The 15,404-nt window shown below is 65.5% G+C and carries 17 protein-coding genes and 1 pseudogene; 9 read left to right on the forward strand and 9 right to left on the reverse strand.

What is annotated here, in order from left to right; translation table 11 throughout:
- The 8 genes from DIE16_RS24055 to DIE16_RS24090 all read left to right on the forward strand — a co-directional run.
- Nucleotides 1-615 (forward strand): anti-sigma factor (locus DIE16_RS24055; protein ID WP_148095397.1); only part of this gene is annotated, 615 nt, incomplete at its 5' end.
- 242 nt (nucleotides 616-857) lie between these two features.
- Nucleotides 858-1,232 (forward strand): 30S ribosomal protein S6, encoded by a 375-nt coding sequence (gene rpsF, locus DIE16_RS24060; RefSeq protein ID WP_006755436.1) that lies wholly within the window; start codon nucleotides 858-860, stop codon nucleotides 1,230-1,232.
- A 40-nt stretch (nucleotides 1,233-1,272) separates the two neighbouring features.
- Nucleotides 1,273-1,572: a primosomal replication protein N gene (gene priB / locus DIE16_RS24065; RefSeq protein WP_031399239.1), complete on the forward strand. Its 300-nt coding sequence runs from the start codon at nucleotides 1,273-1,275 to the stop codon at nucleotides 1,570-1,572.
- Nucleotides 1,573-1,576: 4 nt separating this feature from the next.
- Nucleotides 1,577-1,852 carry a 30S ribosomal protein S18 gene (rpsR, locus tag DIE16_RS24070; protein WP_004193360.1) on the forward strand — a complete coding sequence of 92 codons (276 nt, stop codon included), beginning with the start codon at nucleotides 1,577-1,579 and terminating at the stop codon, nucleotides 1,850-1,852.
- 27 nt (nucleotides 1,853-1,879) lie between these two features.
- Nucleotides 1,880-2,332, forward strand: a complete 453-nt coding sequence (gene rplI, locus DIE16_RS24075; protein WP_059449913.1) for a 50S ribosomal protein L9 — start codon at nucleotides 1,880-1,882, stop codon at nucleotides 2,330-2,332.
- A gap of 135 nt (nucleotides 2,333-2,467) precedes the next feature.
- On the forward strand, nucleotides 2,468-3,850 hold the full coding sequence (locus tag DIE16_RS24080) for a replicative DNA helicase (protein ID WP_044847233.1): 1,383 nt from the start codon (nucleotides 2,468-2,470) through the stop codon (nucleotides 3,848-3,850).
- 146 nt (nucleotides 3,851-3,996) lie between these two features.
- On the forward strand, nucleotides 3,997-4,623 hold the full coding sequence (locus DIE16_RS24085) for a DUF47 domain-containing protein (RefSeq protein ID WP_044847234.1): 627 nt from the start codon (nucleotides 3,997-3,999) through the stop codon (nucleotides 4,621-4,623).
- Nucleotides 4,624-4,633: 10 nt separating this feature from the next.
- A complete protein-coding gene (locus DIE16_RS24090; RefSeq protein WP_044847235.1) occupies nucleotides 4,634-5,644 on the forward strand; it encodes an inorganic phosphate transporter in 1,011 nt (336 codons plus the stop codon).
- 120 nt (nucleotides 5,645-5,764) lie between these two features.
- Here DIE16_RS24090 and DIE16_RS24095 read toward each other — a convergent pair whose 3' ends face one another.
- Both DIE16_RS24095 and DIE16_RS24100 read right to left on the reverse strand, forming a co-directional pair.
- Nucleotides 5,765-6,838 carry a C40 family peptidase gene (locus DIE16_RS24095; RefSeq protein ID WP_124486271.1) on the reverse strand — a complete coding sequence of 358 codons (1,074 nt, stop codon included), beginning with the start codon at nucleotides 6,836-6,838 and terminating at the stop codon, nucleotides 5,765-5,767.
- A 239-nt stretch (nucleotides 6,839-7,077) separates the two neighbouring features.
- Nucleotides 7,078-8,898, reverse strand: coding sequence for a PhoH family protein (locus DIE16_RS24100; RefSeq protein ID WP_044847237.1), 1,821 nt, complete (start codon nucleotides 8,896-8,898; stop codon nucleotides 7,078-7,080).
- Between DIE16_RS24100 and DIE16_RS37450 the strand changes: the two are divergent.
- A pseudogene (locus tag DIE16_RS37450) lies at nucleotides 8,848-9,041 on the forward strand (hypothetical protein). The gene DIE16_RS24100 and the pseudogene DIE16_RS37450 overlap by 51 nt on opposite strands.
- A gap of 193 nt (nucleotides 9,042-9,234) precedes the next feature.
- Here the strand turns inward: DIE16_RS37450 and DIE16_RS24110 are convergent.
- The 7 genes from DIE16_RS24110 to DIE16_RS24140 form a co-directional block, all read right to left on the reverse strand.
- Nucleotides 9,235-9,696, reverse strand: a complete 462-nt coding sequence (locus DIE16_RS24110; protein ID WP_006756046.1) for a peroxiredoxin — start codon at nucleotides 9,694-9,696, stop codon at nucleotides 9,235-9,237.
- 108 nt (nucleotides 9,697-9,804) lie between these two features.
- Nucleotides 9,805-10,701 carry a polysaccharide deacetylase family protein gene (locus tag DIE16_RS24115; RefSeq protein ID WP_059529808.1) on the reverse strand — a complete coding sequence of 299 codons (897 nt, stop codon included), beginning with the start codon at nucleotides 10,699-10,701 and terminating at the stop codon, nucleotides 9,805-9,807.
- Nucleotides 10,702-10,713: 12 nt separating this feature from the next.
- Nucleotides 10,714-11,769 (reverse strand): bifunctional UDP-4-keto-pentose/UDP-xylose synthase, encoded by a 1,056-nt coding sequence (locus tag DIE16_RS24120; protein ID WP_124893550.1) that lies wholly within the window; start codon nucleotides 11,767-11,769, stop codon nucleotides 10,714-10,716.
- A complete protein-coding gene (locus DIE16_RS24125; protein WP_124486275.1) occupies nucleotides 11,766-12,713 on the reverse strand; it encodes a formyltransferase in 948 nt (315 codons plus the stop codon). Before DIE16_RS24125 ends, DIE16_RS24120 begins: the two co-directional genes overlap by 4 nt.
- Nucleotides 12,710-13,732, reverse strand: coding sequence for a glycosyltransferase (locus DIE16_RS24130; RefSeq protein ID WP_044847240.1), 1,023 nt, complete (start codon nucleotides 13,730-13,732; stop codon nucleotides 12,710-12,712). Before DIE16_RS24130 ends, DIE16_RS24125 begins: the two co-directional genes overlap by 4 nt.
- A gap of 6 nt (nucleotides 13,733-13,738) precedes the next feature.
- Nucleotides 13,739-14,890 carry a DegT/DnrJ/EryC1/StrS aminotransferase family protein gene (locus DIE16_RS24135; RefSeq protein ID WP_044847241.1) on the reverse strand — a complete coding sequence of 384 codons (1,152 nt, stop codon included), beginning with the start codon at nucleotides 14,888-14,890 and terminating at the stop codon, nucleotides 13,739-13,741.
- A 139-nt stretch (nucleotides 14,891-15,029) separates the two neighbouring features.
- Nucleotides 15,030-15,401 (reverse strand): EamA family transporter, encoded by a 372-nt coding sequence (locus DIE16_RS24140; protein WP_044847242.1) that lies wholly within the window; start codon nucleotides 15,399-15,401, stop codon nucleotides 15,030-15,032.
- Nucleotides 15,402-15,404: the final 3 nt, after the last annotated feature.

A 15,404-nucleotide genomic window follows, 5' to 3' on the forward strand; every position in this document is an offset into this window, starting at 1 on the left:
CCTCGGCCGACCGGTCGCCGCTGGTTCGCGTGGCTGGGCGGGCGCGGCGCGGCGGCTCGCCCGGCGTCGACCGGACCGGGGGCGGGCGTCGCCGCGCTGCCCGGGCTCGGCTGGGGCGTCGCGCTGCTGGTCGCGCTCGCGGCGGCGGCCGGGATGGCGCTGTCCGCCCGCCACGCCGCAACCGACCAGACGGTCGACGAACTGGTCGCGAGCCACGTGCGGGCCGGCCTGTCGGCGCGCGACATCGACGTGATCTCGACCGACCGGCATACGGTCAAGCCTTGGTTCAACGGCCGGCTCGACTATGCGCCGCCGGTCGAGGACCTGTCGGCGAGCGGCTTCCCGCTCGCGGGCGGCCGGCTCGACTACGTCGGGCGGCGCCGCGTCGCGGTGCTCGTGTACCGCTATCGTCAGCACGTGATCGACGTGTACGTGCAGCCGGCAGGCGTCGGGCGGGAGGCCGCGCCGTACGCGACCGTGTCGCAGGGCTACGCGCTCGACCGCTGGGAGGCGGCCGGGATGACGTGGTGGGCCGTGACCGACGCCGAGCCGTCGGCGCTGGTCGCGTTCAGGACGGCGCTCGACGCGCGGCTGGGCGGGGCGCGCGGCGAGTGACGGCGGGCCGCGTCGCCCGCCCCCAAGCGCGCGCTTGAGACTCCGCCCCCCATTTCAGAACGGTCGCGCCGACGGCGGCTTCAGCTGCCGGCGCCATTCAAGTCGTTGAAAACATGGCCGAATCCGGTCGGGAATCGTCGATCGGTGTTGCATGCGCCCCGTATCCGGGTTAGAATCTTCGGCTTCTCACTTGCCACACCGGTTCAGACGCCCGGGTGGCTTTAATCCACAAGGAGTGTGTAATGCGTCATTACGAAATCGTATTCATCGTGCACCCCGATCAGAGCGAGCAAGTGCCCGCGATGATCGAGCGTTACAAGACCACGATCACGACGCACGGCGGCCAGATCCACCGTGTCGAAGACTGGGGCCGTCGCCAGCTGGCCTACATGATCGAGAAACTCGCGAAGGCTCACTACGTCTGCATGAACATCGAGTGCGACCAGACGACGCTCGACGAACTCGAACACGCGTTCAAGTTCAACGACGCCGTGCTGCGCCACCTCATCGTCAAGATGAAGAAGGCCGAGACCGGCCCGTCGCCGATGATGAAGGAAGTTCAGCGCGAAGAAGCCAAGAAGGCGGCTGCAGCTCAGCCGACCGAAGCGCAGGCTTAAGTTCGTCACTCATTAAGCCATCAAGGAGCGCGTCACTCACGTGAACAGGTTGCAATTGACGGCGAGCGTCGTCGAACGCGCACCGGTGCGATATACGCCGGCGGGTGTTCCGATCGCAAGCGCCACGTTGCATCACCGCACGGAAGTCGTCGAAGCAGGCATTCCCCGTCAGGTCGAAATGACGATCGAGGCGGTGGCGGCCGGTGAGGCGAGCGGCAAGCTGGAGCGTCGTGAAATGGGCGTCGAAACGCTGTTCACGGGCTTCCTGGCAAAGAAGAGCCGCAACGCGAGAACCTTGGTGTTTCACATCACTGCATTGCAGGACATAGGAAAGGACTGAAATCATGGCCCGCCCGACTGGTAAGAAATTCGACAAGCGTCGTCAGCAACAAAACCCGCTCTTCAAGCGCAAGAAGTTCTGCCGTTTCACGGCTGCCGGCGTCGAGCAGATCGACTACAAGGACACGGAAACGCTGAAGGACTTCATCGGCGAAAACGGCAAGATCACGCCGGCTCGTCTGACGGGTACGAAGGCGCACTATCAGCGTCAGCTCGACACGGCAATCAAGCGTGCGCGTTTCCTCGCGCTGCTGCCGTACACCGATCAGCACAAGGCGTAACTCGGCGACGCCATAAGGAGAATTCGAATGCAAATCATTCTGTTGGAAAAAGTCGCCAATCTGGGCAACCTCGGCGATATCGTCAAGGTCAAGGACGGTTACGCTCGCAACTTCCTGATCCCGAACCGCAAGGCTCGCCGTGCAACGAAGGAAGCGATCGCCGAATTCGAAGTTCGCCGCGCTGAACTCGAAAAGATCGCTGCTGAAAAGCTGGCAGCATCGCAGGCAGTCGGCGAGAAGCTGAACGGCCAGTCGTTCGAAATCACGCAGAAGTCGGGCGTCGACGGCCGTCTGTTCGGCTCGGTCACGAACGGCGACGTCGCGGAACTGCTGAAGAAGGCAGGTTTCGAAGTCGAGAAGCTGCAAGTTCGCATGCCGGAAGGCCCGCTGAAGATGATCGGCGAGCACGTCGTTCAGATCGCGCTGCACACGGACGTCGTCGTCGACGTCACGATCAACGTGATCGGCGACCACGCGTAAGCGTATGCAAGCTTTCCGGGCGGCTTCCGCCGTCCGGACAAGGGCAGGCGCCCGGGCAACCGGGGCCTGCCTTTTTTATTGCCCGATCGCCGGAGCGGTAGCGCTGCTGCGATCTATTCGCGATAATCCCAACCCATGAACGCGCCGCAAGATCCTCAAATCGAATCGCTGAAAGTCCCGCCGCATTCGGTCGAAGCCGAGCAGTCGGTGCTCGGCGGCCTGTTGCTCGACAACGCGGCATGGGACCGGATTGCCGACTTCCTGTCGCAGGGCGACTTCTATCGCTACGACCACCGGATCATCTACGAGCACATCGGCCGGCTGATCGCGTCGACGCGCCCGGCCGACGTCGTGACCGTGTACGAAGCGCTGACCACGTCTGGCAAGGCCGACGACGTCGGCGGCCTCGCGTACCTGAACGCCCTCGCGCAGAACACGCCGAGCGCCGCGAACATCCGCCGCTACGCGGAAATCGTGCGCGACCGCGCGGTGCTGCGCCGGCTCGTGTCGGTCGCGGACGAAATCTCGGCCGACGCGTTCAATCCGCAGGGCAAGGAAGTTCGCCAGCTGCTCGACGAGGCAGAGTCGAAGGTGTTCTCGATCGCCGAAGAGGGCGCGCGCGGCAACCAGGGCTTCCTCGAGATCGGGCCGCTGCTCACGCAGGTCGTCGAGCGCATCGACACGCTGTATCACACCGCGAACCCGAGTGACGTCACGGGCACGCCGACGGGCTTCGTCGACCTCGACCGGATGACGTCCGGGATGCACGGCGGCGAACTGATCATCGTGGCCGGAAGACCGTCAATGGGGAAAACGGCCTTTTCCATGAACATCGGCGAATACGTCGCCGTCGAGTACGGGCTGCCGGTCGCGGTGTTCTCGATGGAAATGCCGGGCACCCAGCTCGTGATGCGTATGCTCGGCTCGATCGGCCGGCTCGACCAGCACCGGATGCGTACCGGCCGGCTGACGGACGAGGACTGGCCGAAGCTGACGCACGCGGTGCAGAAGATGAGCGAGGCGCAGCTCTTCATCGACGAGACGGGCGGCCTGAACCCGATGGAATTGCGCTCGCGCGCGCGGCGTCTCGCACGTCAGTGCGGCAAGCTCGGCCTGATCATCGTCGACTACCTGCAGCTGATGTCGGGTTCGTCGCAGGGCGAGAACCGTGCGACCGAAATTTCCGAAATCTCGCGATCGCTGAAGAGTCTGGCAAAGGAGCTGGACGTGCCGGTGATCGCGCTGTCGCAGCTGAATCGCGGGCTGGAGCAGCGTCCGAACAAGCGTCCGGTGATGTCGGATTTGCGTGAATCGGGCGCAATCGAACAGGATGCGGACGTGATCCTGTTCATCTACCGTGACGAGGTCTACAACCCGGACAGCCCGGACAAGGGCACGGCCGAAATCATCATCGGCAAGCAGCGTAACGGCCCGATCGGACCCGTTCGGCTCACGTTTCTGGGCCAATACACGAAGTTCGACAACTTTGCGGGGGCGCAGAACTTCTACGGCGAGTAACACTTCTACGCCGGTTGTAAACCCTTATTTCGCCAAGCGTTGTATCCAATCCCGGCGCGCGCATATGCGCGCGTCGCGGCGCAACCGAAAACGGTACAATATCGCCCGTTTTCGTGACAGTCGTTTGACAATCTCTCAGGAATCCCATGTTCGGTCGATTCATGCCCACCGAGGGCAAGTTCTTTGAACTCTTCAACGCGCACGCGAAGCACATCGTTTCCGGTGGCCGCGAGCTCGAACTGCTGATCGACAATCTCGCCGACGCCGAGATTCACAAGCAAAACGTGCAGACCGCCGAGAAGGCCGCTGACAAGCTGACGCATGAAGCGATCGATCTGCTGCACAAGACCTTCATCACGCCGCTCGATCGCGACGAGATCCACAAGCTGATCACGACGATGGACGACATCCTCGACCTGATGGAAGACGTCGCGACGGCCGTGTCGCTGTACGACGTGCAGTCCGTCACGTCCGAGGCGAGCCAGCTCGCGCACATCGTCACGCAGTCGGCGCAGCACGTGCAGCAGGCCGTCGGATTGCTGTCCGACATGAAGCAGTCGGCGCAGATCCTCAAGCAGTGCGAGGAGATCGACCGCTGGGAGTCGGAGGCCGATCGCGTGCTGCGCGCGGCGATGTCGAAGCTGTTCCGCGAGGAAGACGACGTGAAGACGCTCATCAAGCTGAAGGCGATCTACGAACTGCTCGAAGAGATCACCGACAAGTGCGAGGACGTCGCGAACATCATCGAAGGCATCGTGCTGGAAAACGCCTGAGCGGACCACGATGCATTCGATACAACTCGCCCTATGGATGGTCGCGACGCTGGTGCTCGTCGCGCTCGTATTCGACTTCATGAACGGCTTCCACGACGCGGCGAACTCGATCGCCACCGTCGTGTCGACCGGGGTGCTGAAGCCCCAGCAGGCCGTGGTATTCGCGGCCGCGTTCAACGTCATCGCGTATTTCATCTTCCACCTGAAAGTCGCCCAGACTGTCGGTAAAGGCACGATCGATCCCGAGATCGTCGACCACTATGTCGTGTTCGGCGCGCTGGTCGGTGCGATCGGCTGGAACGTGATCACGTGGTACTACGGGATTCCGTCGAGCTCGTCGCACGCGCTGATCGGCGGCCTCGTCGGCGCGGCGCTCGCGAAGTCGGGCTGGAGCTCGCTGAACATCGACGGGCTGCTGAAGACGATCGCGTTCATCTTCATTTCGCCGCTGCTCGGCTTCATCCTCGGCTCGCTGTTCATGCTCGGCGTGTCGTGGCTGTATTTCCGCACCGCACCCAGCAAGGTCGACCGGCGCTTCCGGCGGCTCCAGCTGCTGTCGGCCGGCCTGTACAGCCTGGGCCACGGCGGCAACGACGCACAGAAGACGATCGGCATCATCTGGATGCTGCTGATCGCGTCGGGCTATGCGTCGGCGACGTCCGATGCGCCGCCCGCGTGGGTGATCGGCGCGTGCTACCTGTCGATGGGGCTCGGCACGCTGTTCGGCGGCTGGCGCATCGTGCGCACGATGGGCCAGAAGATCACGAAGCTCAAGCCGGTCGGCGGTTTCTGTGCCGAAAGCGGCGGGGCGATCACGCTGTTCATCGCGTCGTTCCTCGGCATTCCGGTGTCGACCACGCACACGATCACCGGTGCGATCGTCGGTGTCGGCGCCACGCAGAAGCTGTCGGCCGTCCGCTGGGGCGTCGCCGGCAACATCGTCTGGGCGTGGGTGCTGACGCTGCCGGCGGCCGCGCTGTTCGCGGCCGGCGGATGGTGGCTCGGGCACCAGATCTTCTGATATCGACGCTGCCGGATCGATACGCGCAATGCGCCGCACACCGAAAGGTTGCGGCGCATTTTCTTTGCGCGGTCGGGAAAGTGCGACGACGGGCGGCGGCGCTGCGGCGGATGACGTGGATCAGTAACTGCCGTTCGCGAAGCGGGCGATCGGATCGTCGGCGGTGGCGGTGCGCGGGCTGATCGGTGCGGATTGCGTCGACGCCCGCAGCACCTGCACGGGCTCGGTGTCGCGCAGCGACGGCGCGGCGGCCGCGGGCGGCGGTTCCGCGTCGAACGCGGCAGCCTGGGCGGCCGTCAGCGCGGTGGTCGGAATCTGCGTGCCGGTCTCGGTGGGGCCTGCCGGCCCCGGATTCGCCGTCGTAGCGATCATGTCGCCATTCACGGACGTTGCCTGCTGCTGCGCGGTCAGCACGCGCGGCGGCGGTTCGTACGGATCGGCGGCGGGGGCGATTGCCGCGGCCGTCGGGGCAACTGCCGCGGTCGACACGACCGGAGCGGCTTGCGTGACCGGCGCGGGCGACGGCGCGACGCCCGCCTGAGACGCGGCATACGCAGAGGCAGGCCGTCGCGACGCGGCTGCCGCGACGACAGGCGCTGCCGCCGGCACATCGCGCCGTGCCTCGTAGGTCGGCGCATCGAACGGCCCGGGCGCACCGCGCGGCGGCGCGACGCGGCGAATGCCGTCGAAGCGCTTGGCCCAGTACGGGTTCGTCAGGTAGTCGAGCCGCACGGTGCCGCCGGTCGACGGCGCGTTGACGAAACGCAGCTTGCCGACATAGATGCCGACGTGCGAATGTGGGCGTCCGGTCGTATTGAAGAAGATCAGGTCGCCCGGCGCGACCTGTTCGGGGTCGATCGACACGCCGCGGCTGCTCATGTCGGCGGTCGTGCGCGGCAGGTCCACGTCGGCCGCGCGGCCGATCACGTAGCGCACCAGGCCGCTGCAGTCGAAGCCGCTCGTCGGCGTGTTGCCGCCCCAGCGGTACGGCACGCCGACGAGGCTCATCGCCTGGATGGAGATCTCTTCCTGGCCGACGCTGTGGTCGACGAATTTCGGGAAATTGGCGGGTGCCGGGAAGGCGCGCGGCGTCGTGATCTTCATGCCGGAGGTGCGCGAGGCCGACTGCGGCGGCACGCTGGAGCAGGCCGCGAGCAGTGAAACGACGGCGACGGGAACCCAGATTCGAAGCATGACAAGGCGGACGAGCGCGGCGCGCTCGCGAATCGTATGACAACAGACAGACCCGATGGTAGACGTTCCGGCGGGGCTTAGGCAACCATTCCTGAGAATTTACTTGAAGTTTCGCGTGTAAGTGAGGTTGTTGCGTAACGAAGCATGACCAACGTTTTCGACCCCAAAAATGAAAACGGCGCTCCGGAAACCGGAGCGCCGCGTGGCGTCGGAGGCCGGCGGGCAGCCGGCGTATCGCGTTACAGGATGTCCGACGCGTAGTCGGCGAGCCGCGAGCGTTCGCCGCGCGCGAGCGTCACGTGGCCGCTGTGGCCCCAGCCCTTGAAGCGGTCGACGACGTAGGTCAGGCCCGAGCTGCCTTCGGTCAGGTAAGGCGTGTCGATCTGCGCGATGTTGCCGAGGCACACGATCTTCGTGCCGGGGCCTGCGCGCGTCACGAGCGTCTTCATCTGCTTCGGCGTCAGGTTCTGCGCTTCGTCGATGATCAGGTACTTGTCGACGAACGTGCGTCCGCGCATGAAGTTCATGCTCTTCACCTTCAGGCGCGAACGGATCAGCTCCTGCGTCGCCGCACGGCCCCATTCGCCGGCTGCGTCGTCGGTCTTCTGCAGCACTTCGAGGTTGTCGTCGAATGCACCCATCCACGGCTGCATCTTCTCTTCCTCGGTGCCGGGCAGGAAACCGATGTCCTCGCCGACGGGCACGGTCGCGCGCGTCACGATGATCTCGTTGTAGCGCTTGTCGTCGAGCACCTGCGCGAGGCCGGCCGCGAGCGCGACTAGCGTCTTGCCGGTGCCGGCCTGGCCGAGCAGCGTGACGAAGTCGATCTCGGGGTTCATCAGCAGGTTCAGCGCGAAGTTCTGCTCGCGGTTGCGCGCGGTGATGCCCCACACGTTGTTCTTGTGGTGGCTGTAGTCGCGCAGCGTCTGCAGCAGCGCCGTCTTGCCGTTCAGCTCGCGCACGATCGCGTGGAACGTCGGCTCGCCGTTCTGCGGCTCGAGATAGACGAACTCGTTGACGAGCATCGACCCGCAGAGCGGGCCCGTCACGCGGTAGTACGTGGTGCCCGTCTTCGTGTCCTGCCAGCTCTCCATCCCCTTCGCGTGTTTCGTCCAGAAGTCCTGCGGCAATTCGCGCACGCCGCTATAGAGGAGATCCTTGTCCTCGAGGACCTGGTCGTTGAAGTAGTCTTCCGCGGGCAGGCCGAGCGCATGCGCCTTGATGCGCATGTTGATGTCTTTCGACACCAGCACGACCTGGCGGTCCGGCCGGTCGCGCTGCAGCGCGCGCACGACGCCGAGGATCTGGTTGTCGGCCTTGCCTGCGGGCAGGCCTTCGACCGGTGCGATGTCCGCGAGCCTGGTCTGGAAGTAGAGGCGGCCGAGCGCCTCGCGGCTGCCGAGACGCGACAGCGGAATGCCGTCGGAGATCGGGCCACCGTCGGCGACCAGCGCGTCGAGCGTGCGGCTCACCTGGCGCGCGTTGCGCGCGACTTCGGACATCCCCTTCTTGTGGTTGTCGAGTTCCTCGAGCGTCATCATCGGCAGATAGACGTCGTGTTCCTCGAAGCGGAAGAGGCTGCTCGGGTCGTGCATCAGCACGTTCGTGTCGAGCACGAACAGCTTCTGCAATTCGGCCTCGGCCGGCTTGCGGCTGCGCGACTTCGTCGCGGCACCGGCATCGCGTGCGCTCGCGGTGGTCGGCTTGCCGGCCGCGGGCTTGTCGTTGCGTGCGACGACCGGCGCGGCGGGGGCGGCGGGGGCCGCCGGTTCGACCGGCGCCGGCATCGGCTGCAGCAGCGCGGCCGTCTGTCTGGTCTTGCGACCGCGGGCGGGCGTGCCAGCGGCTTCTTGCGTCGACGCCGCGACGGCGCGCAGCGGCGCGGCCGTGTTCGCGGCTTCGGTCATCGGTTGGGCCACGCTGGCCGGGCCATATTCTCCGGCTGTGGAGGCGTCCCCTTCGGCGGATTTCTTCGCGGCTTTCGCGGGCCGCGCTTTCGCCTTGTATTCATCGGGCGGCAGCAGGCTGCCGAGCTTGCTGGGGGCAGTAGGCAAAGGCATGGTGTCCCTCGGGAGGAATCGTGTCGCATGGCGTGCGCCGCTGATCGCATCCTGCGTGACGTGGAAGGTGCATGCAGTTTGCGCGCGGTGGCGCACAGGAAATTCGTCTAGCCGGTTCGCCTAAGTGTCGATCAGCTCCTTGACGGGGTGAGGGGCCGGACCGAGAGCCGGCGCGCAGTCCATAAAAAAAGCCGCTGCCCCGGGGACCGGGACATGCGGCTCGGCTGATACCGTCGTGATGCGCGTCAGGTGCCGGAAAGCATCGCAACGGGCACCGGCGCAGCTACGAGAAATATGGGGCGAACTGGCATTCATTGCGGCCCAATATAACGCGGCTCAAAGCGCTTGTACAGCACTTAGCACGTCGTCCACGTGACCGGGCACCTTGATGCCGCGCCATGCCTGGCGAAGCACGCCGTCGGCGTCGATCAGGAACGTCGAACGCTCGATTCCGCGCACTTCCTTGCCATACATTTTCTTCATCTTGATGACATCGAACAGCGCGCACAGCGCCTCGTCGGCATCGGAAATCAGCGGGAACGGCAGTTCGAGCTTCGCCTTGAAATTGTCATGCGAGCGCAGGCTGTCGCGCGACACGCCGATCACTTCGGCGCCGGCCTTCTTGAACTTCGGATAGAGATCGCGGAACTGCAGGCCTTCGGTGGTGCAGCCCGGCGTGTTGTCCTTCGGATAGAAATACAGGACGAGCTTCTTGCCCTTGAGGTCGGACAGCGAAATGTCGCCACCCGTCGCCGGTGCGGTGAAATCGGGAACTTGACGGTCAACTTCGACGGACACGTGTTTCTCCTGTTGTTATGGAAAGGCGCCGCTCGGGCGGCGCGGTTCGGCGGGGCGTCGCGGCGGCACGCCGCAAGGGCAGGGCAGGCGGCGCGGGTGCGCGCGAACTCAGTCGGGCTGGACGATCAGCTCGCCGGAGCGGCCGGGAATCTCGCCCCATGTGACAGGGTACGATGGCAGCGAGTCGCGGTCCAGCGTCGCGTGGTAGTCGCCCATCGTCGCAAACGTATGGCCCTGTGCGCGCCAGCCGGCGAGCAGCTGCTCGAATACCGGCGCGAGCTTCTGGCCTTCCAGTTCCGCATGCAGCGTGAACACCTGGTCGTGCGGATTGGTTTCCGTGAACTTCAGGATGTGCGCGGCGACGTTGTGCGTGTCGATGCCGTCGATGCCGAGCACTTCGTCGAGGGTCGGCAGCGTGGTCGGCATCTGCACGTGCGACAGCGTGCGGCCGCCGACCACGGGCAGATACGGCGAATGGCCGCGGCCGTCGGATGCGTAGCGCATCCCCCACGCGTCGATCTGCTCGAACGCCGCGTCGTTCATCTGCCAGCCGGCCGCGCCGTGCGTGACGGGTGGCGCGCCGAAGACGTCGACGAAGCGCGCATGGCTCTTCTGCATTTCACGCGCGGTCCAGTCGCGATCGCGCACGCGCACGTTGTCCTGCCAGTACACGTGATCCCACGTATGGATCCCGCATTCGAAGCCGGCCTCGTGGATCGCGCGCATGTCGGCGATCGCGCGGCGGCCGATGTCGGGGCCCGGCAGCAGTACCCCGTACATCAGCTGTTTCACGCCGTAGTGCTCGACCACCGACGTGCGCGACACCTTCTTCAGGAAGCCAGGGCGGAACACGCGCCGCAGCGCCCAGCCCGTGTGATCGGGCCCGAGGCTGAAGAGGAAGGTCGCGCGCGCGCTGAAGCGGTCGAAGATGCGCGCGAGGTTCGGCACGCCTTCGCGCGTGCCGCGCAGCGTGTCGACGTCGATCTTGAGGACGATACGAGCCAAGCGAGCGTCCCGTCAGTTCTGCTGCTCGACCAGCGCGCGCGCATCGGCGACATGGCCGCGATACGCTTCGAAGATCTTGCGCAGTGCGTCGTCGAACGTCGATTGCGGCGCCCAGGCGAGCTCCTGCATCGTGTTGTCGATCTTCGGCACGCGGTTCTGCACGTCCTGGTAGCCATCGCCGTAGTAGGCGCCCGACGTCGTTTCGACGAGTTGCACCTGCTTCGCGGAGCCGGCGTATTCCGGGTATTCGGCGGCCAGTTCGAGCATCTTGTGCGCGAGTTCGCGAACCGAGAAATTATTCTTCGGATTCCCGATGTTGTAGATCTTGCCCGATGCGACGCCGTTCTTGTTGTCGATGATCTTCATCAGCGCGCTGATGCCGTCGTCGATGTCGGTGAACGCGCGCTTCTGCGAGCCGCCGTCGACGAGGCTGATGTTCTCGCCGCGCACGATGTGGCCGAGGAACTGCGTGACGACGCGCGAGCTGCCTTCCTTCGGCGTGTAGATCGAGTCGAGGCCCGGGCCGATCCAGTTGAACGGACGGAACAGCGTGAAGTTCAGGCCTTCCATCCCGTAGCCCCAGATCACGCGGTCCATCAGCTGCTTCGAGCAGGCGTAGATCCAGCGCGGCTTGTTGATCGGGCCGTACGTGAGCGCCGATGCATCCGGGTCGAACTGCTCGTCCGAGCACATGCCGTAGACCTCGGAGGTCGACGGGAACACGAGGTGCTTGCCGTACTTGACGGCCGAACGCACGATCGGCAAGTTCGCCTCGAAGTCGAGCTCGAACACGCGCAGCGGCTGCTGGACGTAGGTCGCGGGCGTCGCGATCGCGACGAGCGGCAGGATCACGTCGCACTTCTTCACGTGATACTCGACCCACTCCTTGTTGATCGTGATGTCGCCTTCGAAGAAGTGCATCCGCTCGTGGTTGACGAGGTCGCCCAGCCGATCGGTCTGCATGTCCATGCCGAACACTTCCCAATCGGTGGTTTCAAGAATGCGCTTCGACAGGTGATGGCCGATGAAGCCGTTCACACCCAGGATCAGGACTTTTTTTGCTTTCATGAATGACGGGAAGAATGAATGAACTGCGCGAATTCCGCGGGCGTCACGACGGTTTCGCTGCCGTCGCGCTGCTGCCACAGCTCGAGAATGGATAGGGCGCGGCTGTCGCCGCAGACGCCGAATAGCGCATTATCGCTTACGTGCAGGCCGGGCGGCAAATCCGCTGCGGCCGCGGCGGCGGCGCTGCCGGGCGCCGCGAGGCGCGCGCGGGCGATCACGAAACGCGTGCCGGCGACGTCGGTGAACGCGCCCGGATACGGGGGCGCGACCGCGCGTACCAGGTTGTAGACCTGCGCGGCCGGCTTCGACCAGTCGACGCGGCCGTCCTCCGGCTTGCGCCCGCCGTAGTAGCTGCCGTTCGCGAGATCGTTCGGCAGGTGCGGCGCCTCGCCCGCGAGCAGCGCGGGCAGCACGCGCCAGAGCGTCTGCTCGGCGGCGACCGTCACCTTGTCGAACACCTGCGCGGCCGTGTCGTCCGGCAGGATCGGCACGGCGGTCTGGCCGATGATCGCGCCCGCATCGGGCTTCGCGGCCATCTCGTGCAGAGTCGCGCCGGTTTCCGTTTCGCCGTTCAGCACGGCCCAGTTGGTCGGTACCCGACCCCGGTATTTCGGCAGCAGCGAACCGTGCATGTTGTACGCGCCGCGCGGAGCGATCGCGAGCAGGTCCACCGGCAGCATGTGGCGGTAGTAGAACGAGAAGATGAACTCGGGCCGCGCGTCGGATACCGCGCGGCGCAGTGCCGGCTCGGCGGGGTCGGCCGGCGTGACGACCGGGATCCCGTGCTCGGCGGCCACCGATGCGACGCTGCCGAACCAGATGTTCTCGTTCGGGTTGTCCTCGTGGGTGACGACGAGCGCGACGTCGACGCCGCGTGCCAGCAGCACCTGCAGGCAGCGCACGCCGACGTTGTGATACGCGAAGACGACGGCGCGCGGCTTCATTGCGACGTCCCCGTGCGGCTCGCGGGGGCCGGCACCGCCGGCATGCCGTCGTGCTGTTCGAGAACGGCCTGGATCAGGTAGCGCGGCCGTGCACGCACTTGCTGGTAGATGCGGCCGACGTATTCGCCGAGCAGGCCGAGCGCGAAGATGATCACGCCGAGCAGGAAGAACGTGATCGCGAACAGCGTGAACACGCCTTGCACTTCCGCGCCGACGATGAAGCGGCGCACGAGCAGCAGCACGAACAGCGCGGCGGAGCCGAGCGACAGGATCACGCCGATGAACGACAGCCACTGCAGCGGCACGACCGAGAAGCCCGTCACGAGGTCGAAGTTCAGCCGGATCAGGCTGTACAGCGAGTACTTCGACTCGCCCGCGAAGCGTTCCTCGTGCGCGACCTCGATTTCGGTCGGTTTCTGCGCGAACGTGTAGGCCAGCGCGGGGATGAACGTGTTGACTTCGCCGCACACGTTGATCGTGTCGATGATGCGGCGGCTGTACGCGCGCAGCATGCAGCCCTGGTCGGTCATCTTGATCCGGGTGATGCGCTCGCGCAGCCGGTTCATCATCTGCGACGCCTTGCGGCGCCACAGGCTGTCCTGACGCTGCTTGCGGATCGAGCCGACGTAGTCGTAGCCCTCGCGCATCTTCGCGATCAGCTTGCCGATTTCCTCGGGCGGGTTCTGCAGGTCGGCGTCGAGCGTGATGACGATCTCGCCGCGCGACTGCGCGAAGCCGGCGAGGATCGCCATGTGCTGGCCGTAGTTGCCGTTGAGCAGCACGACACGCGTCGTGTCGGGGCGCACGTGGAACTGGTCCGCCAGCATCGCGGCCGAGCGGTCGCGGCTGCCGTCGTTGATCAGGATCACTTCGTACGACGTGCCGAGTGCGTCGAGTGCCGGGTAGAGCCGCGCGAACAGCGCGGCCAGGCCGTCTTCCTCGTTGTACACGGGGATGATGACCGATACCTCCGGGTTCGCGGCGCCCGGATGCCCGGCGCGTGCTTCAAGGTGATTCATGTACGCTTATTTTCCGTATTGTTCGCAAATCTGGTTGATGGCGTCGGCCACGCGACGCACGTCGTCTTCCGTCATCTGCGTGAAGAGCGGCAGCGTGACGGTCGATGCGCCGTATCGTTCGGCGTGGGGGAACATGCCCTCCTTGAAGCCGCGCGCACGATACAGCGTGAAAAGATGGATGGCCGGGTAGTGGACGCCCGTGCCGATGCCGCGCTCCTTCATCTGCGCCATGAAATCGGCGCGCGAGATCGACAGCCGGTCGAGCGGCAGCGTGACCTGGAACATGTGCCAGTTGCTGTTCTCGAAATCGGCGACGGGCAGGCCGAGCCCGAGCTGCACGGCCGCACCGCCGTCGAGCGCGGCGAAATACGCGCGCGCGAGTGCGCGGCGCTGCGCGGTGAAGCGCTCGAGGTGCGGCAGCTGGCCGAGGCCGACGCGCGCGGCGACATCGGTCAGGTTGTACTTGCCGCCGAGCACGTCGCAGTCCATCCCGTCGAAGCCGGTGCGCGTGATGCCCTGCAGCCGGTACTTCTGCGCGAGCGTCGCCTCGTCCTCGTTGTTCAGCACGAGCGCGCCGCCTTCGATCGTCGTCAGGTTCTTGTTCGCGTGGAAGCTGAACGACACGATGTCGCCGATCGCGCCGATGCGCTTGCCTTGCCACGTCGAGCCGAGCGCCTGCGCGGCGTCCTCGATCACGCGCAGGTTGTGCGCGCGCGCAATCGCGTACAGGCGGTCCATGTCGACCGGCAGGCCGGCCAGGTAGACCGGGATGAGCGCCTTCGTGCGCGGCGTGATCGCCTGCTCGAGCTTGTCGAGGTCGATGTTGCGCGTGACGGGGTCGATGTCGGCGAACACGGGCGTCGCGCCCGTCTCGAGGATCACGTTGCTGGTCGACACCCACGACGCCGGCGTCGTGATCACCTCGTCGCCGGGGCCGACGCCCGCGATGCGCAGGCCGATCTCGAGCGTGCAGGTGCCCGAATTGAACGCGCGGACCGGACGGCCGCCGCAGTACTCGGACAGCGCGGCTTCGAACTTCTGGCTCTGCGGGCCGGTGGTGATCCAGCCCGAGCGCAGCACGTCGACGACGCCCTGGATGGTTTCCTCGTCGATCTCGGGGCGGGTGAACGGCAGGAACGGAGCGGTAGTCTGGCTCATGAACACTTTGCCTGTAATGGCGTGTAATAAAGGGGTCGGGCGATCCGGCCCGAAACCGGCATTAAACACCGGTTGCCGGATTCGTACCGTGATTTTTTGTAGGCGGACGCTTAATGCCCGCCGGGCCGGCGGGGCGCGCTCAACTGCGCGCGAGCACGAGCACGCCGATCAGGATGATGCCGATGCCGACCAGCCGCTGGACCGACAGCACCTCGCCGAACAGGTACCAGGCGGCGAACGCGTTGACCACGTAGCCGAGCGACAGCATCGGGTAGGCGATCGACACGTCGACCCGCGACAGCCCGACAATCCAGACGACGACGCTCAGCACGTAGCAGCCGAGGCCGCCGATGATCGGCAGCTGGGTCGCGATCTTCAGGCCGACCGGCAGGATGTTCGCACGGCTGAATTCGAAGTGTCCAACGGCGTTGACGCCGGCTTTCAGCAGAAGTTGCGCACAGGCGTTGAGCATCACGCCGGTGATGATGCAGACGAACGAAACGGGATTCATGCG

This window comes from Burkholderia sp. Bp9090, assembly GCF_003857985.1.
In the GTDB taxonomy this organism is placed as follows: Bacteria; Pseudomonadota; Gammaproteobacteria; order Burkholderiales; family Burkholderiaceae; genus Burkholderia.

What these genes read in the sequence shown, in the direction of transcription:
- rpsF (WP_006755436.1), top strand. Translation starts at nt 858, where the DNA reads ATGCGTCATTACGAAATCGTATTCATCGTGCACCCCGATCAGAGCGAG.
- rpsR (WP_004193360.1), top strand. Translation starts at nt 1,577, where the DNA reads ATGGCCCGCCCGACTGGTAAGAAATTCGACAAGCGTCGTCAGCAACAA.
- rplI (WP_059449913.1), top strand. Translation starts at nt 1,880, where the DNA reads ATGCAAATCATTCTGTTGGAAAAAGTCGCCAATCTGGGCAACCTCGGC.
- DIE16_RS24080 (WP_044847233.1), top strand. Translation starts at nt 2,468, where the DNA reads ATGAACGCGCCGCAAGATCCTCAAATCGAATCGCTGAAAGTCCCGCCG.
- DIE16_RS24085 (WP_044847234.1), top strand. Translation starts at nt 3,997, where the DNA reads ATGTTCGGTCGATTCATGCCCACCGAGGGCAAGTTCTTTGAACTCTTC.
- DIE16_RS24090 (WP_044847235.1), top strand. Translation starts at nt 4,634, where the DNA reads ATGCATTCGATACAACTCGCCCTATGGATGGTCGCGACGCTGGTGCTC.
- DIE16_RS24095 (WP_124486271.1), bottom strand. Translation starts at nt 6,838, where the DNA reads ATGCTTCGAATCTGGGTTCCCGTCGCCGTCGTTTCACTGCTCGCGGCC.
- DIE16_RS24100 (WP_044847237.1), bottom strand. Translation starts at nt 8,898, where the DNA reads ATGCCTTTGCCTACTGCCCCCAGCAAGCTCGGCAGCCTGCTGCCGCCC.
- DIE16_RS24120 (WP_124893550.1), bottom strand. Translation starts at nt 11,769, where the DNA reads ATGAAAGCAAAAAAAGTCCTGATCCTGGGTGTGAACGGCTTCATCGGC.
- DIE16_RS24125 (WP_124486275.1), bottom strand. Translation starts at nt 12,713, where the DNA reads ATGAAGCCGCGCGCCGTCGTCTTCGCGTATCACAACGTCGGCGTGCGC.
- DIE16_RS24130 (WP_044847240.1), bottom strand. Translation starts at nt 13,732, where the DNA reads ATGAATCACCTTGAAGCACGCGCCGGGCATCCGGGCGCCGCGAACCCG.
- DIE16_RS24135 (WP_044847241.1), bottom strand. Translation starts at nt 14,890, where the DNA reads ATGAGCCAGACTACCGCTCCGTTCCTGCCGTTCACCCGCCCCGAGATC.
- DIE16_RS24140 (WP_044847242.1), bottom strand. Translation starts at nt 15,401, where the DNA reads ATGAATCCCGTTTCGTTCGTCTGCATCATCACCGGCGTGATGCTCAAC.